This is a genomic window from Streptomyces filamentosus (assembly GCF_014654895.1).
Classification (GTDB): Bacteria; Actinomycetota; Actinomycetes; order Streptomycetales; family Streptomycetaceae; genus Streptomyces; species Streptomyces filamentosus.
This window is the reverse complement of the sequence record NZ_BNBE01000002.1, coordinates 1354340-1379683: the sequence shown is the minus strand read 5'-3', so window position 1 is coordinate 1379683 and position 25344 is coordinate 1354340. Positions and strand designations below refer to the sequence as shown.

The 25344-nt window shown below is 72.8% G+C and carries 23 protein-coding genes and 1 pseudogene; 12 read left to right on the top strand and 12 right to left on the bottom strand.

Translation table 11 applies throughout. The features are described 5' to 3' along the window. Nucleotides 1-57 precede the first annotated feature (57 nt). The 5 genes and pseudogenes from IE326_RS25105 (at nucleotide 58) to IE326_RS25085 (ending at nucleotide 5637) form a co-directional block, all read left to right on the top strand. Nucleotides 58-1779: an urease subunit alpha gene (locus IE326_RS25105; protein WP_190043073.1), complete on the top strand. Its 1722-nt coding sequence runs from the start codon at nucleotides 58-60 to the stop codon at nucleotides 1777-1779. Beyond that, nucleotides 1779-2453 (top strand): urease accessory protein UreF, encoded by a 675-nt coding sequence (locus tag IE326_RS25100; RefSeq protein WP_150227070.1) that lies wholly within the window; start codon nucleotides 1779-1781, stop codon nucleotides 2451-2453. Before IE326_RS25105 ends, IE326_RS25100 begins: the two co-directional genes overlap by 1 nt. 18 nt (nucleotides 2454-2471) lie before the next feature. Further along, nucleotides 2472-3167 carry an urease accessory protein UreG gene (ureG, locus tag IE326_RS25095; protein WP_190043072.1) on the top strand — a complete coding sequence of 232 codons (696 nt, stop codon included), beginning with the start codon at nucleotides 2472-2474 and terminating at the stop codon, nucleotides 3165-3167. Continuing rightward, nucleotides 3164-3901: pseudogene (locus IE326_RS25090) on the top strand (urease accessory protein UreD); the annotation flags it as partial. The gene ureG and the pseudogene IE326_RS25090, both read left to right, overlap by 4 nt. 149 nt (nucleotides 3902-4050) lie before the next feature. After that, nucleotides 4051-5637 carry an alpha/beta hydrolase gene (locus IE326_RS25085; protein ID WP_229915608.1) on the top strand — a complete coding sequence of 529 codons (1587 nt, stop codon included), beginning with the start codon at nucleotides 4051-4053 and terminating at the stop codon, nucleotides 5635-5637. A gap of 69 nt (nucleotides 5638-5706) precedes the next feature. Here the strand turns inward: IE326_RS25085 and IE326_RS25080 are convergent, their stop codons facing one another. Then, nucleotides 5707-6390 (bottom strand): lysophospholipid acyltransferase family protein, encoded by a 684-nt coding sequence (locus tag IE326_RS25080; protein ID WP_190043070.1) that lies wholly within the window; start codon nucleotides 6388-6390, stop codon nucleotides 5707-5709. Nucleotides 6391-6484: 94 nt separating this feature from the next. Between IE326_RS25080 and IE326_RS25075 the strand changes: the two genes are divergently transcribed. Beyond that, nucleotides 6485-7477, top strand: a complete 993-nt coding sequence (locus tag IE326_RS25075) for a DUF3048 domain-containing protein (protein ID WP_190043069.1) — start codon at nucleotides 6485-6487, stop codon at nucleotides 7475-7477. 36 nt (nucleotides 7478-7513) lie between these two features. Here the strand turns inward: IE326_RS25075 and IE326_RS25070 are convergent, their stop codons facing one another. The 5 genes from IE326_RS25070 to IE326_RS25050 form a co-directional block, all read right to left on the bottom strand. Continuing rightward, complete coding sequence (locus IE326_RS25070; RefSeq protein WP_150227064.1) at nucleotides 7514-7729, bottom strand: hypothetical protein; 216 nt, start codon at nucleotides 7727-7729, stop codon at nucleotides 7514-7516. A gap of 172 nt (nucleotides 7730-7901) precedes the next feature. After that, entirely contained in the window at nucleotides 7902-8852 is a 951-nt protein-coding gene (locus tag IE326_RS25065; RefSeq protein WP_190043068.1) for a cytochrome c oxidase assembly protein, read from the bottom strand. A gap of 140 nt (nucleotides 8853-8992) precedes the next feature. Then, nucleotides 8993-10021 carry a 6-phosphofructokinase gene (locus IE326_RS25060; protein ID WP_150227062.1) on the bottom strand — a complete coding sequence of 343 codons (1029 nt, stop codon included), beginning with the start codon at nucleotides 10019-10021 and terminating at the stop codon, nucleotides 8993-8995. Between the two features lie 188 nt (nucleotides 10022-10209). Further along, nucleotides 10210-10938 (bottom strand): type 1 glutamine amidotransferase, encoded by a 729-nt coding sequence (locus IE326_RS25055; RefSeq protein WP_150227061.1) that lies wholly within the window; start codon nucleotides 10936-10938, stop codon nucleotides 10210-10212. Between the two features lie 31 nt (nucleotides 10939-10969). Further along, the gene (locus IE326_RS25050; protein WP_030746767.1) at nucleotides 10970-12217 is read right to left on the bottom strand and encodes a Mur ligase family protein; all 1248 of its coding nucleotides are present in this window, start codon (nucleotides 12215-12217) and stop codon (nucleotides 10970-10972) included. A gap of 124 nt (nucleotides 12218-12341) precedes the next feature. On the opposite strand from IE326_RS25050, the gene def reads away from it, so the two are divergent. Then, entirely contained in the window at nucleotides 12342-12899 is a 558-nt protein-coding gene (gene def / locus IE326_RS25045; RefSeq protein WP_190043067.1) for a peptide deformylase, read from the top strand. A 148-nt stretch (nucleotides 12900-13047) separates the two neighbouring features. Here the strand turns inward: def and IE326_RS25040 are convergent, their stop codons facing one another. Beyond that, a complete protein-coding gene (locus tag IE326_RS25040; RefSeq protein WP_190043066.1) occupies nucleotides 13048-13695 on the bottom strand; it encodes a TetR/AcrR family transcriptional regulator in 648 nt (215 codons plus the stop codon). 173 nt (nucleotides 13696-13868) lie between these two features. On the opposite strand from IE326_RS25040, the gene IE326_RS25035 reads away from it, so the two are divergent. Further along, complete coding sequence (locus IE326_RS25035) at nucleotides 13869-15086, top strand: acyl-CoA dehydrogenase family protein (RefSeq protein ID WP_190043065.1); 1218 nt, start codon at nucleotides 13869-13871, stop codon at nucleotides 15084-15086. 21 nt (nucleotides 15087-15107) lie between these two features. Here the strand turns inward: IE326_RS25035 and IE326_RS25030 are convergent, their stop codons facing one another. Beyond that, nucleotides 15108-15563 (bottom strand): hypothetical protein, encoded by a 456-nt coding sequence (locus IE326_RS25030; RefSeq protein WP_229915607.1) that lies wholly within the window; start codon nucleotides 15561-15563, stop codon nucleotides 15108-15110. 235 nt (nucleotides 15564-15798) lie between these two features. Between IE326_RS25030 and IE326_RS25025 the strand changes: the two genes are divergently transcribed. Then, entirely contained in the window at nucleotides 15799-17178 is a 1380-nt protein-coding gene (locus IE326_RS25025; RefSeq protein WP_190043064.1) for a cytochrome P450, read from the top strand. Here IE326_RS25025 and IE326_RS25020 read toward each other — a convergent pair. From IE326_RS25020 to IE326_RS25005, 4 genes are all read right to left on the bottom strand, one after another. Further along, a complete protein-coding gene (locus tag IE326_RS25020; RefSeq protein ID WP_150226972.1) occupies nucleotides 17175-18386 on the bottom strand; it encodes a PucR family transcriptional regulator in 1212 nt (403 codons plus the stop codon). The two genes, IE326_RS25025 and IE326_RS25020, sit on opposite strands and share 4 nt — an antisense overlap. Nucleotides 18387-18603: 217 nt before the next feature. Next, complete coding sequence (locus tag IE326_RS25015; protein WP_150226971.1) at nucleotides 18604-19548, bottom strand: hypothetical protein; 945 nt, start codon at nucleotides 19546-19548, stop codon at nucleotides 18604-18606. A 119-nt stretch (nucleotides 19549-19667) separates the two neighbouring features. Continuing rightward, nucleotides 19668-21341 (bottom strand): DUF6801 domain-containing protein, encoded by a 1674-nt coding sequence (locus IE326_RS25010; RefSeq protein ID WP_190043063.1) that lies wholly within the window; start codon nucleotides 21339-21341, stop codon nucleotides 19668-19670. 164 nt (nucleotides 21342-21505) lie between these two features. Continuing rightward, on the bottom strand, nucleotides 21506-22141 hold the full coding sequence (locus IE326_RS25005) for a PraA/PraB family alkane oxidation protein activator (RefSeq protein WP_150226969.1): 636 nt from the start codon (nucleotides 22139-22141) through the stop codon (nucleotides 21506-21508). A 615-nt stretch (nucleotides 22142-22756) separates the two neighbouring features. Here IE326_RS25005 and IE326_RS25000 point away from each other — a divergent pair. From IE326_RS25000 to IE326_RS24990, 3 genes are read left to right on the top strand one after another with little or no spacing between them, the layout of a single operon-like run. Beyond that, complete coding sequence (locus tag IE326_RS25000) at nucleotides 22757-23770, top strand: ABC transporter ATP-binding protein (RefSeq protein WP_150226968.1); 1014 nt, start codon at nucleotides 22757-22759, stop codon at nucleotides 23768-23770. Further along, entirely contained in the window at nucleotides 23767-24531 is a 765-nt protein-coding gene (locus IE326_RS24995) for an MlaE family ABC transporter permease (protein ID WP_150226967.1), read from the top strand. Before IE326_RS25000 ends, IE326_RS24995 begins: the two co-directional genes overlap by 4 nt. Nucleotides 24532-24536: 5 nt before the next feature. Continuing rightward, nucleotides 24537-25343, top strand: a complete 807-nt coding sequence (locus tag IE326_RS24990) for an MlaE family ABC transporter permease (RefSeq protein ID WP_030746801.1) — start codon at nucleotides 24537-24539, stop codon at nucleotides 25341-25343. Nucleotide 25344 lies beyond the last annotated feature (1 nt).

Genomic DNA, 25344 nt, shown 5'->3' with positions numbered 1-25344 from the left:
CCCCCACGCCCTCCCCCTCCTCCACCCCCGCCCCCGGCGCGCCGAACGGAGACCCTCGTGCCTGACCTCCACCGCGCCGTGTACGCCGACCTGTTCGGCCCCACCACCGGCGACCGGATCCGGCTCGCCGACACCGACCTGCTCGTGGAGATCGAGGAGGACCGCTCCGGCGGTCCCGGCCGGGCCGGCGAGGAGGCCGTCTTCGGCGGCGGCAAGGTCATCCGCGAGTCCATGGGCCAGGCCCGCACCACCCGTGCCGAGGGCGCCCCCGACACCGTGATCACCGGTGCGGTGGTCATCGACCACTGGGGGGTCGTCAAGGCCGACATCGGCATCCGCGACGGCCGGATCACCGCCCTCGGCAAGGCGGGCAACCCCGACACCATGGACGGGGTCCACCCCGACCTCGTCATCGGCCCCGAGACGGAGGTCGTCGTCGGCAACGGGCGGATCGTCACCGCCGGCGGCGTCGACACCCACGTCCACTTCATCTCGCCGACCGTCGTCGAACAGGCCCTCGCCACCGGCATCACCACCCTCGTCGGCGGCGGCACCGGCCCTGCCGAGGGCACCAAGGCCACCACCGTCACCCCGGGCCCCTGGCACATGGCGCGGATGTTCGAGGCCCTCGACACCTTCCCGGTCAACATCGGTCTCCTCGGCAAGGGCAACACCATGTCCCGCGAGGCCATGCACTCCCAGCTGCGCGGCGGCGCCCTCGGCTTCAAGATCCACGAGGACTGGGGTGCCACCCCCGCCGTCATCGACGCCTGCCTCGGCGTCTGCGAGGAGACCGGCGCCCAGCTCGCCATCCACACGGACACCCTCAACGAGGCCGGTTTCGTCGGCGACACCCTCGCCGCCGTCGCGGGCCGCACCATCCACGCGTACCACACCGAGGGCGCGGGCGGCGGGCACGCGCCCGACATCATCACCGTGGTCTCCGAGCCGTACGTGCTGCCCAGCTCGACCAACCCGACCCGGCCGCACACCGTCAACACCATCGAGGAACACCTCGACATGCTGATGGTCTGCCACCACCTCAACCCGGCCGTCCCCGAGGACCTCGCCTTCGCCGAGTCCCGGATCCGGCCCTCCACCATCGCCGCCGAGGACGTCCTCCACGACCTCGGCGCCATCTCGATCATCTCCTCCGACTCCCAGGCCATGGGGCGGATCGGCGAGGTGATCCTGCGGACCTGGCAGACCGCCCACGTCATGAAGAAGCGGCGCGGTGCGCTGCCCGGGGACGGCCGTGCCGACAACCACCGGGTGCGGCGCTACGTCGCCAAGTACACGATCAACCCGGCCGTCGCCCAGGGCATGGGCCACCTCGTCGGCTCCGTCGAGCCCGGCAAGCTCGCCGACCTCGTCCTGTGGGAGCCGGCCTTCTTCGGCGTGAAGCCGCTCGTCGTCCTCAAGGGCGGGCAGATCGCGTACGCCCAGATGGGCGACGCCAACGCCTCCATCCCCACCCCGCAACCCGTGCTGCCCCGGCCGATGTTCGGTTCCCTCGGCAGGGCGGCCGCCGCGGGGTCGGTCAACTTCACCGCCGAGGCGGCCGTCGAGGACGACCTGCCGCAGAGGCTCGGTTTGGCCAAGGAGTTCGTCCCGATCCGTTCCACTCGCCGCGTCACCAAGGCGGACATGCGGGAGAACGACGCCCTGCCCCGCGTCGAGGTCGACGCCGACACCTTCACCGTCACCATCGATGGCGAAGCGGTCGAACCCGCCCCCGCCACGGAACTTCCCATGGCCCAGCGTTACTTCCTCTTCTGATGGCGCGCTTGACGACGCGCTCGGCCCTCCTGGTGCTCGCCGACGGGCGTTTCCCCGCCGGTGGGCACGCGCACTCCGGCGGCGCGGAGGCCGCCGTCAAGGCCGGTCGGATCCGCGACGCCGCCGACCTCGAAGCGTTCTGCCTTGGGCGTCTGCACACCGTCGGCCTCACCGCGGCGGGCCTCGCCGCCGCGGCGGCCCTCGGCCTCGACCCGTACGAGCTCGACGCCGCCGCCGACGCCCGCACCCCCTCGCCCGCCCTGCGCACCGCCGCGCGCCGGCTCGGCCGCCAGCTGATGCGGGCCGCCCGCGCCGCCTGGCCGGACCCGGAACTCGACGCGCTCGCCGCCGCCTTCCCGGGCGGCGCGCACCAGCCCGTCGTCCTCGGCGCCGCGGCGCGGGCGGCGGGACTGGGGCCCGAGGACGCCGCGCACTGCGCCGCGTACGAGACGGTCGGCGGTCCCGCCACCGCCGTCGTGCGTCTCCTCGGCCTCGACCCGTACCGGGCCACCGCCGTCCTGGCCCGGCTCGCGCCCGTGATGGACGAGGTCGCCGCGCGGGCCGCGACCGCCGCGCACGGCGGGGTCGACGCGCTGCCCGCCGCCTCCGCGCCGCTGCTCGACATCACCGCCGAGCAGCACGCGGCCTGGCCCGTCCGCCTCTTCGCCTCGTAACGCACCAAGGAGAGCCCCATGCACCTCGACCACGGTCACTCCCACCACGGCGCCGTCTCCGCCGACGCCCACCGGCCCGACGGCACCCGACGCGCCCTGCGCATCGGGCTCGGCGGCCCGGTGGGCTCGGGCAAGACCGCCACCGTCGCCGCGCTCTGCCGTCAACTCCGCGACACGCTCTCACTCGCCGTCGTCACCAACGACATCTACACGCGCGAGGACGCCGAGTTCCTGCTCCGCGAGGCCGTGCTGCCGCCGGAGCGGATCCGGGCGGTCGAGACCGGCGCCTGCCCGCACACCGCCATCCGCGACGACATCTCCGCCAACCTCGAAGCGGTCGAGGAGCTGGAGGACGCCGTCGGCCCGCTCGACCTGATCCTCGTCGAGTCCGGCGGCGACAACCTCACCGCCACCTTCTCCAAGGGCCTCGTCGACGCCCAGGTCTTCGTCATCGACGTGGCCGGCGGCGACGACATCCCGCGCAAGGGCGGCCCCGGCGTCACCACCGCCGACCTCCTCGTCGTCAACAAGACCGACCTCGCCCCGCACGTCGGCTCCGACCTCGGCCGGATGGCCCGCGACGCGGCCGAGCAGCGCGGCGAGCTGCCCGTGGCGTTCACCTCGCTGCGCTCCGCGGAGGGCGTCGGCCCGGTCGCCGAGTGGGTGCGGGAGCGGCTCGCCGCCTGGACCGCCGCCCCGGCGCCCACCGCATGAGCCTGCGCGCCACCGCCCGGATCGCGGCCGGGGCCGACGGCTCCCTGCCGGTCCTGGAGAGCGACGGGCCGCTCGCCCTGCGCCGTACCCGCGCCGCCGTCCCCGGCTGGGCGCGGGTGACGGTCGTCGGGGCGATGAGCGCGCCGCTCGGCGGGGACCGGCTCGCGATCGAGACCGAGGTACGGGAGCGGGCCCGGCTGCGGGTCGACTCCGCGGCCGCCACCCTCGCCCTGCCCGGCCGCACCGCGGACCCGGCGGACTACGAGCTCCGCCTCCGGGTCGGTCCGGACGGCGTGCTGCGCTGGCTGCCCGAGCAGCTCGTCAGCGCCCACGGCTCCGACCTGCGGGTGCGCACCACCGTCGAACTCGCCGCCACCGCGCGGCTCGTCCTGCGCGAGGAGCAGGTCCTCGGCCGGCACGGCGAACCGCCCGGCACCCTCGTCTCGCGCCTCACCGTCCGCCGCGCGGGCCGTCCGCTGCTCGACCAGGAACTCGCGTACGGCCCCGGGGCCCCCGGCGGCTGGGACGGCGGCGCGGTCCTCGCCGGTCACCGGGCCACCGGCCAGCTCCTCGTCGTCGATCCGGCGTACGGGGCCGGACCGCCGGCGGCGCGCCCGCTCGGCGAGCACGCGGTGCTCACCCCGCTCGCGGGACCCGCCGTCCTCGTCACCGCCGTCGCCCCCGACGCGCTCGCCCTGCGCCGGGTCCTCGACGCGGCGCTGGACGAACTCGCCCCGGAGCCAGCCGGATCCGGGTGTACCGCTCAGCGGATTCCGCACTCCGGTTATGGGTTCGGCAAAGAAACACGCGTTCGGAATGACGAGATGGCCCCTCTGGCGAAAGGATCGCCCGAACATGTGAACACCTAGCAGGGGGAGGACCTGTGAGACGACGCACGGCAGTGCTCGGCTCGGCCGGCACGCTCGTCGCCGGAACCCTCGTCGCGGGCGCGCTCGCGGCTCCGGCGGCCACGGCCGACAGCGGCGCGCGCCACGGCCGCGACACCGCGGCGGCCGGGGTCGCCATCGCCGCGGCCCAGGCCGCCGCGGCCGGCATCGACTGGCAGGACTGTCCGGCCGACTGGGGCCTGGAGAAGCCGATCCAGTGCGGCTGGGTCACCGTGCCGGTCGACTACACCAAGCCGTACGGCAAGAAGATCAAGATCGCGGTCGACCGGATCGCCGCCACCGGCACCCCGGCCGAGCGCCAGGGCGCCCTGCTCTACAACCCGGGCGGCCCCGGCGGCTCCGGCCTGCGCTTCCCGCGCCGCGTCACCACGAAGAACAAGATCTGGGCGAACGCCGCCAAGGCGTACGACTTCGTCGGCTTCGACCCGCGCGGCGTCGGCCACTCGGCGCCCATCTCCTGCGTCGACCCGACCGAGTTCGTCAAGGGCCCCAAGCTCGACCCGGTCCCCGACAGCGAGGCCGACAAGCGGGCGCAGCGCAAGCTCGCCGCCGAGTACGCCGCGGGCTGCGCCGAGAAGAGCGGCGACATGCTCCCGCACATGACGACGCCCAACACCGCGCGCGACCTCGACGTCGTCCGCGCCGCGCTCGGCGAGAAGAAGCTCAACTTCGTCGGCGTCTCCTACGGCACCTACCTCGGCGCCGTCTACGGCACCCTCTTCCCGACGCACGTCCGCCGCATGGTCCTGGACAGCGTCGTCAACCCGTCGACCCGCTCCATCTGGTACGAGGCCAACCTCGGCCAGGACATCGCCTTCGAGGGCCGGCTCACCGACTGGATGACCTGGGTCGCCCAGAACGACGCCACCTACCACCTCGGCGACACCCTCGCCGAGGTCCGGCAGCAGTGGGAGACCCTGCGCGCCGCCGCGAAGAAGGCGCCGCTCGGCGGCAAGGTCGGCCCGGCCGAGCTCATCGGCTTCTTCCAGAACGCCCCCTACTACGACTCCATGTGGGCCCCGGTGGCCGAGGCGTGGAGCGCGTACGCCGCCGGCGACCCGCAGCCGCTGATCGACAACGCCGCCGCGGACCTCACCGACACCGCCGGCAACATCTCCTCGGAGAACGGCAACGCCGTCTACACGGCCGTCGAGTGCGCGGACGCCCCGTGGCCGACCAGCTGGAAGAAGTGGGACCGGGACAACTCCCGCCTCCACGAGCAGTACCCGTTCATGACCTGGGCGAACGCCTGGATGAACCTGCCCTGCGCCACCTGGAAGGCCCCGAGCCAGAAGCCGGTGCAGGTGAAGACCGGCAAGGGCCTCCCGCCGGTGCTCATCACCCAGGCCGAGCGCGACGCCGCCACCCCGTACGAGGGCGCTGTGGAACTGCACAAGCGCTTCAAGGGCTCGCGCCTGATCACGGAGAAGGACGCCGGCTCGCACGGCATCACCAACCTGGTCAACCCGTGCCTCAACACCAAGGTCGAGGACTACCTCCTGACCGGCCGGGTCGACGCCGCGGACCAGACGTGCGCCCCGCACGCCACCCCGCAGCCGTAGCCACGCGGTGACGGAGGAGGGGCGGACGCACAACGACCGCCCCTCCTCCTCGTGCGGCGCCCCCGCGCGTCACTCCGCGGGCCCCGCCGCCTTCGCGACGGCCGCGTACTCGTCCACGTACTCCTGCCCCGACAGCCGCATGATCGCGTACATGATCTCGTCCGTGACCGCCCGGACCACCGCCCGCTCGTCCGCCGAGCCGGCGAAGCGCGAGAAGTCCAGCGGCTCCCCGAAGCGGATCGTCACCCGGCGGATCCGCGGCACCACCCGCCCCGGCGGCTGGATCTCGAAGGTGCCGACCATCGCGCACGGCACCACCTTCACCCCGGCCGTCAGCGCCATCACCGCCACCCCGACCTTCCCCTTGTACAGGCGGCCGTCGTGCGAGCGGGTGCCCTCCGGGTAGATCCCGAGCAACTCGCCCCGGCCGAGGACGCCGAGCCCCTCCCGGATCGCGGCCCGTCCCGCCTCCTTGCCCGAGCGGTCCACCGGGATCTGCCCGGCCGCCCGGAAGAACGCCGCCGTCAGCCTCCCCTTCAGGCCCGGCCCGGTGAAGTACTCCTGCTTCGCCAGGAAGGTGATGCGCCGGTCGAGCACCACCGGCATGAGGAAGTGGTCGGAGAAGGAGAGGTGATTGCCCGCGATGATCGCCGCACCCTCCTCCGGGACGTGCCCGATCCCCTCCACCCTCGGCCGGAACAGCAGTTTCAGCAGCGGTCCGAGCAGTACGTGCTTCAGCAGCCGGTAGAACACCGAGGCCCCCGTTCGTCGTCCGTCACGCCCGTTGTAACCCCCCGGGCGCGCGTGGTCCACTGGTAGGAGTGGTCCGACTCACCGGGAGGCCGACATGCCAGGTGCGCGCGGACCCCGGCGCCCCGGGCGCGCGCTCACCGCCCTGCTGTGCGCGGTGGCCGCGGCGGGACTGTACGGATGCACAGATCCCTCCGCGCACGACCCCGCGCCGACGCGCCCGCCCGCCACCGCCCCGGCCGGGACCTCGCCCCTCACGGGACTGCCCGCCCGCACCGGCCCCGTCCTCGCCGTCAAGATAGACAACGTGGCCCCGGCCCGCCCCCAGACCGGTCTCGGCGCCGCCGACCTCGTCTACGTCGAACAGGTCGAGGGGGGCGTCACCCGCCTGCTCGCCGTCTACTCCTCCCGCCTCCCCGAGACCGTCGGCCCCGTCCGCAGCGCCCGCGAGTCCGACCTCTCCCTGCTGCGCCCCTTCGGCCACCCGGCTCTCGCCTACTCCGGCGCCCAGACGAGGCTGAACCCGCTCCTCGAAGCCGCGCCCCTCGACCTGGTCAGCGAGTCCACCGCGCCCCGGGCCTTCCGCCGCTCACCGGACCGGCCCGCCCCGCACAACCTCTACCTGGACCCCGGGCGGGCCCTCGCCGCCGCCCCGGACGCCTCCGACGTCCGCCCGATCGGCCTGCGCTTCGGCGCCGCGCCCGCCGGCGGCACCGCGACCGCCACCGAGACCGTCCGCTTCCCGGCCACCCGCTACGCCTTCACCTGGTCCGCCGCCGACCGCGGCTGGCACGTCGCCATCGACGGCCGCGCCGTCACCGGTACGGACTCCGGCCCGCTCGCCCCCGCCACCGTCGTCGTCCAGCGGGTGACCGTCCGCCCCTCCGCCTTCCACGACGTCAACGGCGCCGTCTCCCCGTACACCGAGACCACCGGCTCCGGCACGGCGACGGTGCTGCGCGACGGCCGGGCGTACGAGGCCCGCTGGTCGCGTCCCGACCCGGCCGGCGGCACCACCTTCACCGCCCCCGACGGCAGCCCGCTCGCCTTCGCCCCCGGCCAGGTCTGGTTCGTGCTCGCACCGCGCTGACCGGGCCGTCGGCCGGCCCGGTCGAGACCCCGGGGCTCAGCGCGCCGCCGGACCCGCCCCGCCCGCGCGCGGTCCGCGCGGGACCGTGACCGCGTCGGCGCTGTCCGCCGCCGCCATCCCGAGCGTCGCCACCCCGAGCACGATCCAGCCGAACCACAGCCAGCCACTGCTGCCGAGCGCCACCGTGTATGCGGTGATCAGCACCAGCGCGACGCAGGTGACGATCGTCATCGCCTTCGTGGAACCGGACATCCGCCCGCCCTCCTCCGTGGCCCGTGCCGAGACCCCGGCCGGAGCCCGGGGGGCCGCCCTCCCATCGTGACCCCCCACCGGGGGCGCGCGCTACTCCCCGGACGCTCCCGGCGCGCGCCGGACAGCACGAAGCCCCCGGGACCCGAGGGTCCCGGGGGCCGGAGCCGCCGGTTCAGCGCCCGCGCGCCTGGAGCGAGGCCAGGTAGGCGTTGTACTCCGCCAGTTCCTTGTCGCCGTCCCGGTCGGCCTGCCGGTCCTTGCGGACCGCCTGCCGCTGCTCGGAGTGGTACCACTGGTAGACCAGCGCGATCAGCACCAGCACCGAGGGGATCTCGCTGAACGCCCAGGCGATGCCGCCCGCCGCGTTCTGGTCGGCGAGCGCGTCGATGCCGAGCGAGGCCGGCGGGTTCTCGTACGCCTTCACCATCGGCTGGGTCGCCATCATCATGGCGATGCCGAAGAAGGCGTGGAACGGCATGCCGGCGAAGAGCTCCAGCATCCGCATCACGTAACCGGGCCGGTGCGGGCCCGGGTCCACGCCCATGATCGGCCAGAAGAAGACCAAGCCCACGGCGAGGAAGTGCACCATCATCGCGATGTGACCCGTCTTCGACCCCATCAGGGTGTCGAAGAGCGGGGTGAAGTAGAGGCCGTAGAGGCTGGCGATGAACATGCCGATGGTGAAGACCGGGTGCGTGATGATCCGCATGTACCGGCTGTGCAGCAGCTTCAGGAGCAGTTCGCGCGGCCCGAGCGAGCCCCGTCCGGCCACCGGCAGGGCGCGCAGCGCGAGCGTCACCGGGGCGCCGAGCAGCAGCAGGATCGGCGAGACCATGGAGATGACCATGTGCTGCACCATGTGCACGCTGAACATGACCATGCCGTAGTCGTTCAGCCTGGTGCACATCACCAGGGCGATCGTCAGCACGCCGGCGGTGAAGAGGACGGTCCGGGACACCGGCCAGGCGTCGCCGCGCCTCCGCAGCCGGGCGACCCCCCACGCGTACAGGCCGAGCGCCGCGAGGCACCCGAAGAGGAAGAAGAGGTCGGGAGAGAACTCCAGGCCCCGTCCCAGCGTGAACGGCGGCAGGTCCGTGGTCATGCCGTGCCCGCTGTGATCCATCGCTTACTCCTGGAGCCCATTGCGCGCCGAGCCCGTTTCGCGCTTGTTGTCCGCACCAGACTAGAACCGCCCCCGGCCGCGCTCGCGACCGGGGGCGGGTGTCGTGCGACGGGCCGTCCGGGGCGCGTCCGACGGGATGCTCAGAGCACGGACTGGGCCTCGGCGTAGCGCTCCTCGGGGACCGTCTTCAGCGTCTCCACGGCCTCGGCCAGCGGCACCATCACGATGTCGGTGCCGCGCAGCGAGGTCAGCATGCCGAACTCGCCCCGGTGCGCGGCCTCGACCGCGTGCCAGCCGAAGCGGGTGGCGAGGACGCGGTCGTACGCGGTGGGGGTGCCGCCGCGCTGGACGTGGCCGAGGATGACCGGGCGGGCCTCCTTGCCGAGCCGCCGCTCCAGCTCCACGGAGAGCTGGTTGGCGACGCCGGTGAAGCGCTCGTGGCCGTAGATGTCGGTGCCGGCGGTCTTGAAGTCCATGGAGGAGCCCTCGCGCGGCTTGGCGCCCTCGGCGACGACGACGATCGCGAAGCGCTTGCCGTCCTCGAAGCGGGCGCCGACGCGCGCGGTCAGCTCGTCGATGTCGAAGGGGCGCTCCGGGACGACGACGGCGTGGGCGCCGGCGGCCATGCCCGAGTGCAGGGCTATCCAGCCGGTGTGGCGGCCCATGACCTCGACGACGAGGACCCGCTGGTGCGACTCGGCGGTGGTCTTGAGCCGGTCGAGGGCCTCGGTGGCCACGGTGACGGCGGTGTCGAAGCCGAAGGTGACGTCGGTCGACGCGATGTCGTTGTCGATGGTCTTCGGGACGCCGACGATGGGGAGACCGGCCTCGGAGAGGAGGTGGGCGGCCTTGAGGGTGCCCTCGCCGCCGATCGGGATGATCGCGTCGAGGCCGAGGTCGGCGACGTGGCCCTTGGCCCGCTCGACGCCGCCGACGAGGTGCGCCGGCTGGACGCGGGAGGAGCCGAGGATGGTGCCGCCACGGGCGAGGATGCCGCCCACCGCGTCGAGGTCGAGCTTCCGGTAGTCGCACTCCAGGAGGCCCTTCCACCCGTCGTGGAAGCCGATGACCTCGTCCCCGTGGTCGACGACGGCCCGGTGCACGACGGAACGGATGACGGCGTTCAGACCGGGGCAGTCTCCGCCGGAGGTGAGCACACCAATGCGCATAGCCCAAAAACCTTTGCAACGTGGGCCGACTCCCGGACCACGTCGTCCGGCTGGATCCCCGCCACCCTATCGTTGCCGGGTGGCGGGGCCGAACCGGATGTCCGCAGATTGGACACCGTATTTACTTACGAATCCAATGTGCGCTAGGCCGCTCAGAAGTGCGGCCCCGCGGGCGTCCTGACGTCGGGTCAGGCGGGCTGCGACGCGGCCGCGATGCGCTCGGCGCGCAGCGCCTCGTACCACCGGTCGTCGGTCGGCGGCAGCGCGTTCACGTCGAGGGCCAGCTTCAGGAGCAGGTCCGCGATCTGCGGGTTGCGGGCCATCACGGGACCGTGCATGTAGGTGCCGAAGACGGTGTCGTTGTACGCGCCCTCGGTGCCGTCGCCGGTGCCGTTGCCGTTGCCGAAGACGGTCCGCGCGAAGGGGCGGGCCGTCGGGCCGAGGTGGGTGACGCCCTGGTGGTTCTCGAAGCCGGTCAGCTGGGGGAGGCCCAGGTGCGGGTCGATGTCGGCGAGCACGTCGCCGACGCACCGGGCGCCCTCGCCGCGGACCGTGGTCACGTCGAGCAGGCCGAGGCCCGGCTCGCGCGCCCCGAGGTCGTTGACGAACTCGTGGCCCAGGATCTGGTAGCCGGCGCAGACCGAGAAGATGATCGCGCCGTTCGAGGCGGCCCGGGAGAGGCCGCCGTCGCGGCGCAGCCGCTCGGCCGCGAGCCGCTGGGGCCGGTCCTCGCCGCCGCCGATCAGGTAGATGTCGCCGGAGGTGGGGACGGGCTGGTCGCTGCGGACGTCGACGCGCTCGACGTTGAGCCGGCGCTGGCGGGCGCGGCGCTCGACGACGAGCACGTTGCCCTGGTCGCCGTAGGTGCTGAGCAGGTCCGGGTAGACCCAGACCACGCGCAGGCTGCTCTCACTCATGCTGCAAGTCCTTCTGCGAGTCGGGACGGGGTCAGTTGCCCACGCGGCGGCGGACGTCCTGGAAGGCGGTGTAGTTGGCGATCAGCTCGATCTGCCCGGGCGGGGCCATCGCGACGGCCTCGTCGAGGGTGTCGCAGACGCGGAAGTCCACGCCCGCGACCTCCAGGCGGACCGCCAGGTCGAGCCTGCGGTCGCCGATCACCATGATCGGGTGGCCGGCGAGCCGGCCGTAGTCGACGTCCCACAGCCAGGAGGTGTCGGTGCCGTCGGCGCCGCGCGCGTTGACCGACAGGATGACCGGGGTCGGCGGCGGGTCGATGAGGGAGAACGTTTCGAGCCAGCCCGCCGGGTTCTTCGCGAGCAGCAGCCGCAGCTGCCGGTTCTGGAAGGAGACCACGTCGTAGCGGCCGGCCACGGCCTGCACCTGGTACATGCGCTCCAGGGCGACCTGCGGCGGGACGCCGAAGACGGCGGCGACGGCGGCCGAGGTGGCGGCGTTCGCCTTGTTGGCGCGGCCGGGCAGCTGGAGCCGGATCGGCCAGGCCGAGCCGTGCGGGTCGAGCACGTGGTCGCCGCTGAGCGCCCAGCTCGGGGCGGGCCGGCGGAAGCCGCACTCGCCGCAGAACCAGTCGTCGCCCGGACGCTGGAGGACGCCGCCGCAGGAGGGGCACGACCAGGCGTCGTCCTTCCACTCCTGGCCGACCGCGACCCACACCACGTTCGGCGAGGAGGAGGCGGCCCACACGATCAGCGGGTCGTCGGCGTTGGCGATGACGACGGCCTTCGAGCCGTTCAGCCCCTCGCGCCACTTCTCGGCGAGCATGCGGGTCTCCGCGGCGCGGTCCAGCTGGTCGCGGGAGAGGTTCAGCAGCGCGATGGCCTTGGGGGTGGTGTCGCGGGCGACGCCGGCGAGGTACTTCTCGTCGACCTCGATCACGCCGTACCGGGCGTCACCGCCGCCGGCGAGGGCGGAGGTGATGCCGGCGGGCATGTTGGCGCCCAGGGCGTTGGAGACCACCGGGCCGGCGGCCCGCAGTGCCTCGGCGATCAGCCGGGTCGTGGTGGTCTTGCCGTTGGTGGCGGACACGAGGACGACGTCCAGGTGCTGCGCGAGCCGGCCCAGCAGGTCCGGGTCGAGCTTGAGCGCCACCCGGCCGCCGATCACCGATCCACTGCCGCGGCCGGCTGCCCGCGACACCGCGGCGGCCGCCTTGCCAGCGGTCACGGCCAGCTTGGCGCGCGGCGACAGCGGCTCTGGATTACCGGGGTGTCCTGACATCGTCCTTGATCCTCCTTGCGTCGGTCCGGGCTCAGCCTATCGAGAACCGGCCAGGAGCCCGAACCACGGCACCGTGCCGACCGTATGAAATGAGGAGGTCACGGCGGACCGTACCCTTACGGCCATGCGAAACCGTCCCCTTCCCGGCACCTCCGGCACCGTCCGGGCGATGACCCTGCTCGGCGACCCCGTGCTGCACGCGCCCTGCGCCCCCGTCACCGAGTTCGGCCCCGAACTCGACCGGCTGGTCGAGGACATGTTCGCCACGATGTACGCCGCGCACGGCGTGGGCCTCGCCGCCAACCAGGTGGGCGTGGGGCTGCGGGTCTTCGTCTACGACTGCCCGGACGACGAGGACGTGCGCCACCTGGGACACGTGGTGAACCCGCGCCTGGTCGAGGCGGACGGCGACGCGTACGGCGGCCCCGAGGGCTGCCTGTCCCTGCCGGGCCTGGAGGCGCCGGTGGCCCGTTTCGACCGGGCGGTGGTGGAGGGGGTCCGCACCGACGGCACCCCGGTCCGCGTCGAGGGCACCGGCTTCTTCGCCCGCTGCCTCCAGCACGAGACCGACCACCTGGAGGGCCGGGTCTACGCCGAGCACGTCACGGGGTGGCGCAGATCACGTCTCCTGCGCGCCATCCGCAAGCAGCCCTGGGGCGAAGGCGTGACCGCCCTCACATAAAAAGACGAAGCGGAAGCCGTACGACTCCGATCCGCCCCCTTCCGTCATCGCCCCGCCCCGCCCCACCGGCCCCGCCCCGCTCCGGGGTCGCTCCCACCCGGGACCCCGGCCGGTCCGCCGGGGGTTCGTCCGGAAGGCGCGGAATCCGTCAGAAGCCCGGTCCGCCGGGGCGGTCCTCGGCCTCGGCGAGGCGGCCCCAGAGGAGGTCCGCGAGGGAGCGGACGAGTTCGGCGCGGGAGCAGGGGCGCTCGCCCAGCCACCAGTCGCCGGCGGCGTGCATCATGCCGACGATGCCGTGGCCCCAGATCCGGGCCTGTGCCTCGGCGGCCGGGCCGAGGTCGACGCGCTCGGCGATGACCTGGCCCAGCTCCTCGCCCATGCGGCGGAGCAGCGGGGCGGAGTGGCGGCCGACGTCGAAGCCCTGCTCGGACTGGTGGGACTCCTCGGCGGGGTGCATGAGGAAGCGGTAGACCTGCGGCATCGCCTCGATGGACGCGAGGTAGGTGTCGAGGGTGGACTCGACCCGGCGGCGCCGGTCGGCGGGGGCGTCGAGCGCGGCCCGCAGCGAGGCGAGGAGGGCGTCGGTGTGGCGGGTGGCGAGGGCGCGGTAGAGGCCGCCCTTGTCGCCGAAGTGGCGGTAGAGGATCGGCTTGGTGATGCCGGCCTCGGCCGCGATCGCGTTCATGGATGCCTTGGGACCGTCGCGCAGCACCACCCGGTCCGCCGCCTCCAGCAGTTCGCGCCGCCGCTGCTCGGCGGGCTTCTGCTGGTCGGTGGTCCGGTGTGCGATGTCCATAAGCGTGTCTCCCCGCCCGTGCGATGACCTGAGGCTCTCGCAACGTAACACCCGAGTGGTGCCCCGCGCCGAACCGTCCGATCCGCTTCGTCCGCGCAGACCCGCAGGTTGACAGCCGTACCCACCGGTAACAGACTGGTGTTACCGCAAGTAACGTACTGCTGGGAGGGAACATGGCCGAGTTCACGTTCGAGCTCAACGACGACCAGAGGGAGGTCCGTGACTGGCTCCACGGCTTCGCCGCGGACGTCATGCGGCCTGCCGCCGCCGAGTGGGACGAGCGTGAGGAGACCCCCTGGCCCATCATCCAGGAGGCGGCCAAGCTCGGAATCTACTCCCTCGACTTCTACGCCCAGCAGTTCTTCGACCCGACCGGCCTCGGCGTCCCGATGACCATGGAGGAGCTCTTCTGGGGCGACGCCGGCATCGCGCTCTCCATCGTCGGCACCGGCCTCGCCGCCGTGGGCGTCCTCGCCAACGGCACCGAGGAGCAGATCGGCACCTGGGTGCCCCAGATGTACGGCGACGCGAACGACGTCAAGGTCGCCGCCTTCTGCTCCTCCGAGCCCGATGCCGGCTCCGACGTCGCCTCCATGCGCACCCGGGCCGTCTACGACGAGGCCAAGGACGAGTGGGTGCTCAACGGCACCAAGACCTGGGCGACCAACGGCGGCATCGCCAACGTCCACGTGGTGGTCGCGGTCGTCGACCCCGAGCTCGGTTCCAAGGGGCACGCCTCCTTCATCGTGCCGCCGCACACCCCCGGCCTCTCCCAGGGCCAGAAGTTCCAGAAGCACGGCATCCGCGCCTCGCACACCGCCGAGGTCGTCCTGGAGGACGTGCGGATCCCCGGCTCCTGCCTGCTCGGCGGCAAGGAAAAGCTGGACGAGCGCCTGGCCCGCGCCCGCGAGAAGGCGAAGGCGGGCGGCGGCGAGCGCGTGAAGAACGCCGCCATGGCCACCTTCGAGGCGTCCCGCCCGGCGGTCGGCGCCATGGCCGTGGGCACCGCCCGCGCCGCGTACGAGGTCGCCCTCGACTACGCGAAGACCCGCGTGCAGTTCGGCCGCCCCATCATCGAGAACCAGGGCGTCGCCTTCCAGCTCGCCGACATGGCCACCCGGATCGACGCGGCCCGCCTGATGGTCTGGCGCGCCTCCTGGATGGCCACCGCGGGCAAGCCCTTCACGAAGGCCGAGGGCTCCATGTCGAAGCTGTACGCGAGCGAGGTCGCCAAGACCGTCACGGCCCAGGCGATCCAGATCCTCGGCGGCAACGGCTACACCCGCGAGTACCCGGTGGAGCGGATGCACCGCGACGCCGCCATCTACACCATCTTCGAGGGCACCAGCGAGATCCAGCGCATGGTCATCAGCCGCGCCCTCGCCAAGTAGCCGGGCCGCCCGGCCGGGCCCTCAGCCGAACCAGACGACCAGGCGGACGTTCTCGTCACCGTGGACGGCCGCCAGATCCCGCATGGCCGCCCGGACCGGGCCCCACGCCGGGCCGTCCGGCGGGGCGAACATCCGGGGCGTGTACACCACCGGGCGGTAGACCGCCCCCGCCCGGCGGACCTCGCCCCCGGGCGGCCACTCGAAGGGCCACAGGTCCTCGCCGAACAGTTCCTCCGCCGCGTCCAGGACGGCGGGCGGCGTCCCGGTCACGTGGTCCAGGACGAGCCCGCCGTCCGGTCCCGGCAGCCACACCCCGACGTGGTTGCCGTCGGCGCGGTCGTTCAGCGGCGCGTCCCGGTCGACGGCCGCCACCTCGGCCCGGGTGGCGTACGAATGGCTGTGGTCGACCTCGTCGTCGAGCACGTCCTCGCGGGCACCCTCCGGCACGCCCCGCCCGTCGAACAGCGGCCGATCCACCTGGAGCCCCCCGGGACACCCGAACAGGCACTCCCGCGCGCGCCGGTCGCGCGCCGTCCGGCGCCCGTCGGGCCCGCGCACCTCGATCACACCGCCGACGTCGGTTCCCGTGTGCGGGATCGTAGACACCGGAACCGGCCGGCGGACCGGAACCAGAAGGGCGCCGGCGGAAGCTACCCTCCGGTCACCTCCTGCGGGAGAATCGCCCCGGCGCCACGACCAAGGGGGAAGACGCATGACCACCGAAACCCGTACCGGCACCGAGGCACCCGTCCTCGCCGGACTGCCCGTCCTCGGCTCGCTGCTCGACCTCAAGGGCGACTCGCTCGGCACCTTCCTGCGCGCCCGGCGCGAGGCCGGCGACGTCGTCCGCCTCACCGCGGGCCCGCCCGGGCTCCGTTCCCACATCTACGCCGTCTTCTCCGCCGAGGGCGCCCAGCAGGTCCTCGCCGGCGAGTCCGCCAACTTCCGCAAGGACAACACCTTCTACCAGGAGGTCCGCGAGTCCTTCGGCAACGGCCTGCTGACCAGCCAGGACGAGGACTACCTGCGCCAGCGCCGGCTCGTCCAGCCCCTCTTCACCAAGCGCCGCGTCGACGGCTACGCCGGGGCCGTCGCCACCGAGGTCGCCACCCTCCTCGACGAGTGGGAGAAGGCCGGCGCCACCACCGTGGACGTCCTCCACGAGACCACCCGGCTCGCCCTGCGGGCCGTCGCCCGCATCCTCTTCGGCACCGACGTCGACTCCGCCGTCGAGGTCGTCGAGCGCTGTTTCCCCGGCGTCGGCGCGTACGTGCTCAGCCGCGGCTACGCCCCGCTCAAGCTGCCCCGCGCCTGGCCCACCCCCGGCAACCGCCGTGCCGCCGCCCTCCACCGGGAGCTGTACGAGGAGTGCGACCGGATCATCGCCGAGCGGAAGGCCGCGGGCCGGGCCGGCGAGGAGGGCGACGACCTGCTGACCCTCCTCATCCGGGCCGAGAGCGCCGAGGACGGCGCCTTCGACGCCACCGAACTGCGCGAGCAGGTCCTCGTCTTCCTGCTCGCGGGCCACGAGACGACGGCCACCTCGCTGGGCTTCGCCCTCCACCTCCTCGCCCTCCACCCCGAGGTCCAGCGGCGCGCCCACGAGGAGGTGGACCGGGTCCTCGCCGGCCGCACGCCGGGCGCCGCCGACCTCGACGCCCTGCCCTACGTCACCCGGGTCCTCAAGGAGACGATGCGGCTCTTCCCCGCCGCGCCCCTCACCGGCCGCCGGGCCGTCGCCGCCACCGAGATCGACGGCTTCACGATCCCGGCCGGCTCCGACGTCGTCGTCGCCCCCTGGGTCACCCACCGGCACCCCGCCTACTGGGAGGACCCCGAGCGCTTCGACCCCGACCGCTTCACCCCCGAGGCGGAGGCCGCCCGGCCCCGCTACGCCTGGTTCCCCTTCGGCGGCGGACCCCGGGCCTGCATCGGACAGCACTTCTCCATGCTGGAGTCGGTGATCGCGCTGGCGATGATCCTCCAGCGCCACGGCTTCGAGGCCGTGGACACCGAGGTGCCGCTCACCTCGGCGATCACCCTCCAGGCGGGCGGCCCGGTCCGCTGCCGGCTGATCGCCCGGGAGGGTTAAGGAGCGGGCTTGCGGCCGTGGAGGTGGAGCGAGCGGAGCGCCGCCTCCAGGGCGAAGCGGCGGTCGGGGTCGAGGAGCCGGTCGCCGAAGTGGTTGTCGAGGTTCCGCAGCCGGTAGCGGACCGTCTGTGCGTGCACGCCCAGGAGTTCGCCGACCTGCTCGGCGGGGGCCCGGGTGGAGACGTGCACGCGCAGGGTCTCGATCAGCCGCTCGCGCCGGGTGCCGGACAGGCCGTCGAGCGGGGCCAGTTCGCGCCGGGCGAGCTGGTCCACGAGGGCCGGGTCGGACAGCAGCCACAGGGTGGTGAGGTGGTCCTCGCAGCGCACGACGGGGGCGTCCGCGACGACGCCCTCGTCGATCAGCTGGAGGACCCGCCGGGACCAGCGCAGCGAGTGCGTGGCCTGCGCGGTCGGCACGGTCAGCCCGAGGACGGCGGGCGTGCCGGACAGTGCGGCGTCGAGCATCGCGCGCCGCGCGCCGGTCAGCGGGCCGGGGACGAGCAGGTGCGGGTGCGGGAGGCCGGGGTCGGCGAGGACGTCGCGGTCGAGCCGGGCCTGGAGGACGCCGGTGGCGGGCGGCCGGAGCACGACGACGGTGCACTCGGCGGGGAGCTCCCAGGACGCCTCCTGGCAGAGCTCGGCGATGGTCGCGCGGGGCAGCGGCGGGCCGGCGACGATCAGGTGGAGCAGTTTCCTGCGCAGCGCGGTGAGGTCGGAGACCGCGCGGGCCTGGACGCTGGAGTACCCCTCGCGGGAGAGCGACTCCAGCTCGTCCACGTACGCGAAGAGGGCGTCGGCGAAGGCGAGGATGAGGGTGGGGGAGAGGTTGTAGGTGCGTCCGATGCTCTTGGCCCGGCGCAGGGCGATCCGCGCTCCGAGGCGGTAGGCGCCCAGTAACGTGTCGAGGTCCCGGCCCTCGTACGCCTCCACCCGGCCGAACTGGCGCAGCAGTTCGTCGCGGAGGGCGGACTTGGTGCCGGGGTGGTCGACCCGGTCCACGAAGGCGGCCAGGGCCTGTTCGACGCCCTGGCGGATGGCGTCGGAGTGGGGTCCGTTGAAGAGGTGGGCGTAGACCGGGTAGGCCCGCTCGATCTCGACGCCGATCTCCTTGATGAGGCCCGGGATCTCCGGCCTCATCAGTGCGGCGAACTCTCTGGGCAGCGGGTCGAGCGGTTCACCGATCTCCGGTGACTGTGCGATGGAGGGCATGGACCGATCCCTTGCTCTGCTACGCGACCGGTGGGGGAGCGGCACGGCGGCGCCCGGCCTGGTGTGGTGGGCGCCGCCGTGACCGTCAGGTACGTACCGATGTGGACTGCTGAAAGCTAGGGCAACTGTTGTGTGCTGTACACAACTTGAGCAAGAGTCATGTCTTCAGGGAGGGGCTGCGTGGCCGAGTCGGCCGGTAATCGTCCCTGGGTGGCCGTTAGTTGACGGCGGAGTGCCAGTTCTGCGAGAAGACCTTGCCGGCGTCGGGGGCCAGGACGCCGGGGGCGAACAGGCCGGTCAGGTGGGTCCGGGTGTCGTTGAGGACGAGCTTGTTCTTCCCGGCGGCGGCGGGCAGGCCCGTCTTGAGATTGACCGCCGCGTCGATGATGCCGAACCAGCCCAGGCCGCAGCCGCTCGCGCCGGGGACGGCGAAGGTGTCGTCGTACTGCGTGGAGCCGAGGAGGTCGAGGCGGCTCATGTCGCCCTCCTCGTTCGCGGTGCCGTTCCCGTCGAAGCGCGTGACGCCGAACTCGGGCCCGTTGAGGTTCCGCGGGCGCAGCAGGATCGGGTCGGCCTTGGTCCCGATGTAGCAGTTGTCGCCGAGGAAGGGGTTCTGGAGGCGGATGCGGACCGGGATGGTGACGATCGGCTGGTCGGTGAGGACGCCCGCGATCTGGTCGAAGGACGAGGGGGTGCCGACCGACTCCATGGTGGCGGTGATCTTGTTGAGCCTGGCGTCCGACAGCTGTCGGCAGATGTCGGTGATGAAGGGGATGTCGCTCGGGCACATCAGGCCCATCAGGCCGCCGGGGACGGTGGCGGAGTCGGCGATGAGCGCGCCGCCCGCCGGCGCGACGACGCTGTTGGTGCCGTCGGCGTTCTGCACGACGCCGATCTGGAGGTTGGTCTTCCCGGTCGGCACGGTCGTGTTGCCGAGCTTGATGGAGCCGCTGAAGGAGTACGAGACGACGCACTGCGGCGAGGTGTCGAGGCCGTCCGAGGAGACCATCGGGGCGGCGTCGACGGGACAGCGGGTCGACGGCTCCCAGCCGCCGTTCAGCACCGGGGTGGCCGCGGTCGCGGTGCCCATGGAGGCGAAGGCGCCGAGCGCGGTGAGGGCGGAGACGGTGGCCAGTTTCGTGCGGGCGGAGACGAGGGGCATGGCGATGCCTTCCTGGGAGACGGGGAAGCGGGGGTGCGGTGGGCGTGGTGCGGCAGGGTGCGGTGCGCGGCGTGGTGCGGCGGTGCCGGGGCGCGGTGCGGTGGTGGTGCGGGAGCGGGTCAGCGCTCGGCCTCGGGGACCACGTACGGCTGTCCGTCGTCGGTGCACTTCGGGTTCAGGGGGTCCGGCGGGGTGAGCACGCCGCAGGTCTGGCCCTGGATCTGCTTGACGTGGTTGCCGGGGCCGGAGATGGCCGCGGTGAAGAGCCGGTCGAGGCTCTCGCCGTTCGCGCCGCAGCCCTTGAAGGCGGGGATGGTCACCTCGCCGGTGAGCGGACCGCCGCCGGTGAGGATGTAGCCCTCGGCCTCCTGGCCGAACTTCATCATCCCCAGCCCCAGCAGCACCATGTGGTCGCCCGGGTACGTGGCGGGGTCGGGCTCGCGCGAGGTGAGCGGCGTCGTCGTGCGGCAGGAGCGGCCCACGTCCAGCTTGACGCCGTTGACGTCGGCTTCGAGGACGTGCAGGACGAGCGGGGCCCGGACCGTGTTCGTCAGATAGCTGTCGAACGCGGGGAAGACGGTGCGGACGAACGTGTGGACGGAGATGGGCCCGGCCTGCTCCAGGACCATGGTCGCCCGGACCGGCTGGAAGCCGAAGGCCAGGAAGGTGGAGGTGAAGGGCGGGGTCCGCGTGCGGCCCTTGTCGTAGAGCTTGGCCGGGGACAGGTTGGAGAACTGGAACTCGTCCGGCGGCGGGCTCGGGTTCATGATCATGTCGCCCTGCTCGATCAGCATGCAGAACGGCGGGAGGAACGCGGCGCCGTTCAGCTTCCGCACGTTCGAGTAGCCGGTGACGTACGCCGACAGCGACGCGGGGGTCGGCTTCCTGGTGATGCAGTCCGGGGCGTCCGGCCGGGGCGGCGGGGTGGCGGGCGTCTCGCCGTCCGCCGGGTCCCCCTCCTCCAGCGGTCCGACCCGGGGGCCCTCCGGCGTCCCGCCGGCCGTGCCGTCCGGGGTGCCCGGCCGCGCCGGGACCGTCCGGTCCGGCCGGCCCGTGGAGAACGACGGCAGGGGGAGGCCGGTGACCGGGGCGGACGGCGAGGGGGCGGCGGAGGACGAGGGCGAGGACGGGGACGCGGGGGGCGTGGCGGGCGCCGTGGGGGTGGCCTCGGCGCCGACCGGGACCCTGGCGAGCACCGTACGGCCCTCCGCGTCCTGGCCGGGGACGCAGGCGACGGAGAGGGACGCCGGGTCGGTGGCCGCGCCGTCGGCCGTGCTCAGGGCGAGGTCCACGGTGAACCCGCCGGCGGTGAGGGTCAGTTCCCCGGCGGTGTCCGTCGTCAGGGACGGCACGTCGCCGGTGGTGGTGAGCACGAGGGGGCCCTCGGCGGGGACGGCGACGGGCTGGCCCGTGCCGCTCCAGGTGGCCTCCGCCCGCTGCTCGCCCTGTGCCACGCCGACCGCCAGGCGGGTCTCGGGCCGTACGGTGGCGGCCTTGAGCGCGGTGAGGTCGGCCAGGGCCGCCGCGGGGAGCTCCACCGTCGTCGTGACGTCGGTGGGCACGATCTCCTCGCCCACGTCCGCCCGTTCGGGGAAGGCCGCGGAGATCCGCACCGTCACGGGCTGCCCGCCCGAGGGCAGGGTGCAGACGTAGGGCAGCGCGGCGTCGACCTTCAGCGTCCCGAGGGCGACGGCCGCGGCGGGGAGCAGGGGGGCGAGCGCCACGAACGCGGCGATCGTCGCCCCGCGCACGCGCGTGCGCGGGGTTCGAGGGGTGGGCCGTTGGCCTCTCATCTGGTGCTCCGCTCGGGTCGTTCGCGAACGCGGGGGCGGGTGGGGGCGAGGGGGTCTCGCCGGTCGTGCCGCCACCGGGGTGCGGGTGCGGGGTGCCGGGTACGAACAGGCCCGCGTCCGTCCGGCCGGGGTCACCGGCCGGACGGACGCGGGTTCCCGGTCCCTTACGGGTTGGAGCCGACGATCTTCGGGATGGTGGTGGTGCCGGTCACCTTGACCAGGTAGTTGCCCTTGAAGGTCGGCTTGGCGCCGACCGGGACGGCCGTGCCGCAGCCGGAGGCCGAGACGACGGTGAGCTCGCCCGCGGTGCTGTTGACGGCGAGCGTGCCCGACGAGTTGGTGTAGGTGCCGGACGCCTTGCCCGTCACGCGGAAGGTGCAGGCGCCGACGGACACGGTGGCGTCGACGTTGTCGATGTAGCCCTTCGAGACGCCGGTCGCGGCGGTGTAGTCGAACACCTTCACGGCCCACGGCAGGGTCGGGACGGCGCTCACGGGGCCCAGCACGCTGGTGCAGGGGGCGCCGGAGGCGCCGAAGGCCATGCTGGTGATGGAGCCGACGGTCGCCGGGTTGCCGGTGGCGCTCTGCATCGTGCCGCCGGCGGTGGACTTCGTACACGTCATGGCGAGGCCGTTGACGGTCAGCACGATGTTTCCGCTGTTGACGGCGGAGAAGTTGGCCGGGGACGGGGTGACCGTCCAGACCGTCGAGGCCACCGCGGAGGCGGGGCTCACGGCGAGGGCGAAGGCGGCGGAGGCGCCTCCCGCGACGACGGCCAGGTTTCTGAGGGTCTTCTGCATGGCTCTGGGGTTCTCCTTGGGGATCGTCCGGCAGAGGGTGCTTCGTGGGGGTGCCGCGGCGGAGTGGGGAAAGGGCCGGCGTACCGGCCGTCCTCCCGCCGCGAACCAGACGTTACTTGCGGGAAACTTAGCCGAACAATGGCGCGAACCATGATTCTTTGAAGAGGTCCGATTGCCTGTCAAGAGGGTGAGCGGCAGCGGGAACAGGCTTGGTTCCGAAGTGCGCAATGTCGACAATTATGATCGATCATGCGAGGTCGGGAAGGGGGTGAACCGGCCAACCGGCCGCATTTCTAGGGTCAGTGACAAAAGCTGGTCGCGCATTGTCTCCCGGCTGATAAAAGGCCCCGGTGGACGCCCTGTTCCCGGAAAACTCGGGATCCGGTATTGCCCCGCGAGGTTACTCAGCCGTAGCGTTCCCGGAGCCGGCGCTCAGTCGCAGGTCGGCGCACCACTCTGTCGCGGCGGAGACAAAAACATCCCCCGACTTTGTCTTCGTGGTGACAAACGCGGGAGCGGATCGATGAATGTGAGCCACACCTATTGTCCGGGTGATCCAGAACGGCCTACCGTGCGCCCGCGGTGCACGCGTCACGCACGTCTGCTGGAGGTGGGATGGGAATCGAAGTAGCCGTCGAGGGACTGACCATGTCCTTCGGCAAGCAGAACATCTGGCAGGACGTGTCGCTGACCTTGCCGGCCGGAGAGGTGAGCGTCATGCTCGGCCCTTCCGGCACCGGAAAGACCGTCTTCCTGAAATCGCTCATCGGACTGCTCAAACCGCAGCGCGGCCGGGTCCTCATCAACGGCGTCGACATGGTCGGCGGACGCGAGAAGGACATCTACGAGACCCGGAAGCTCTTCGGCCTCATGTTCCAGGACGGCGCCCTCTTCGGCTCCATGTCGCTCTTCGACAACATCGCCTTCCCGCTGCGCGAGCACACCCGCAAGCGGGAGTCCGAGATCCGCCGCATCGTCATGGAGCGCATCGAACTCGTCGGCCTGCTCGGCGCGGAGGGGAAGCTGCCGGGCGAGATCAGCGGCGGCATGCGCAAGCGCGCCGGCCTGGCCCGCGCCCTCGTCCTCGACCCGCAGATCGTCCTGTGCGACGAGCCCGACTCCGGCCTGGACCCGGTCCGCACCGCGTACCTCTCCCAGCTGCTGATCGACCTCAACGCGCGCATCGACGCGACGATGCTCATCGTCACCCACAACCTCGACATCGCCGCCACCGTCCCCGACAACATGGGGATGTTCTTCCGGCGCGAACTCGTCACCTTCGGCCCCCGCGAGGTGCTCCTCACCAGCGAGGAACCGGTCGTCACCCAGTTCCTCGCCGGCCGCCGCGAAGGCCCCATCGGCATGTCCGAGGAGAAGGACGCCGCCACCCTCGCCGCCGAGGCCGACGGCGCCGCCGCGAGCCCGCCGCCCGGGCCCCGCGCCATCGCCCCGCAGCTGGAGCCCTCGCCGGGACTGCCGCCCCGCGCGGCCGTCGGCCGCCGCCGCGAGCGCGTCCTCGGCATGCTGGACACCCTGCCGCCCGCCGCCCGCGCCGCGATCGAGGACACCTACGCGCGCCACGCCGCCGCACCGACCGTCTCCCTGCCGGCCGCCGGGAGCGGCTCGTGATCGGCGGCGCGCTGCGGCAGACCGGCCGCCTCTTCGCGCTCGCCGCCGAGGTGAGCCGGGCCGTCTTCCGCAGGCCCTTCCAGCTCCGGGAGTTCGTCGAGCAGTTCTGGTTCGTCGCGAGCGTCACCATCCTGCCTGCCGCGCTCGTCTCCATCCCGTTCGGCGCGGTGATCGCCCTCCAGGTCGGCTCGCTCACCCAGCAGCTGGGCGCCCAGTCCTTCACCGGCGGCGCCTCCGTCCTCGCCGTCATCCAGCAGGCCAGCCCGCTCATCGTCGCCCTGCTGATCTCCGGCGCCGCGGGCTCCGCGATCTGCGCCGACCTCGGCTCCCGCAAGATCCGCGAGGAGCTCGACGCGATGGAGGTCATGGGCGTCTCGCCGGTCCAGCGCCTGGTCGTCCCGCGGGTCCTCGCCACCATGGCCGTCGCCGTCCTCCTCAACGGCATGGTCTCCGTCGTCGGCACCCTCGGCGGCTACTTCTTCAACATCGTCCTCCAGGGCGGCACCCCCGGCGCCTACCTCGCCAGCTTCTCCGCCCTCGCCCAGCTGCCCGACCTCTACATCAGCGAACTGAAGGCCCTGATCTTCGGCTTCATCGCGGGCATCGTCGCCGCCTACCGCGGACTCAACCCGCGCGGCGGCCCCAAGGGCGTCGGCGACGCCGTCAACCAGGCCGTCGTCATCACCTTCATGCTGCTGTTCTTCGTGAACATGGTGCTGACGGGCATCTACCTCCAGATCGTCCCGCCGAAGGGAGGCTGAGGCCGATGGCCTCCCCGTTCGTCTGGCTCGACCGGTCCGGCGACCAGCTGCTGTTCTACGTCAGGGCCCTGCTCTGGGTCCCCCGCACCCTGCGCCGCTACCTCAAGGAGGTGCAGCGGCTGCTCGCCGAGGTCGCCTTCGGCTCCGGCGGCCTCGGCGTCATCGGCGGCACCATCGGCGTCATGATCGGGATGACGCTCTTCACCGGGACCGTCGTCGGCCTCCAGGGCTACGCGGCCCTCGAACAGATCGGCACCGCCGCCTTCACCGGCTTCGTCTCCGCCTACTTCAACACCCGCGAGATCGCCCCGCTCGTCGCCGGCCTCGCCCTCTCCGCGACCGTCGGCGCCGGCTTCACCGCCCAGCTCGGCGCCATGCGGATCAACGAGGAGGTCGACGCCCTCGAAGGCATGGGCATCCGCTCCATGCCCTACCTGGTCACCACCCGCATCATCGCGGGCGTCGTCGCCATCGTCCCGCTCTACGCGGTCGGCCTGCTCTCCTCCTACCTGGCCTCCCGCTACGTGACGGTCCTCTTCAACGGCCAGTCCCAGGGCACGTACGACCACTACTTCAACCTGTTCCTGTCCCCGACCGACGTCCTCCTGTCGATGCTCAAGGTGCTGATCTTCAGCGTGATGGTGATCGTCGCCCACTGCTACTACGGCTTCCGCGCCTCCGGCGGCCCCGCCGGCGTCGGCGTCGCCGTCGGCCGCTCCGTGCGCAACGCCATCGTGCTGATCAGCGTCACCGACTTCTTCCTGTCGCTGGCCCTCTGGGGCGCGACCACGACCGTGAAGGTGGCGGGGTGAC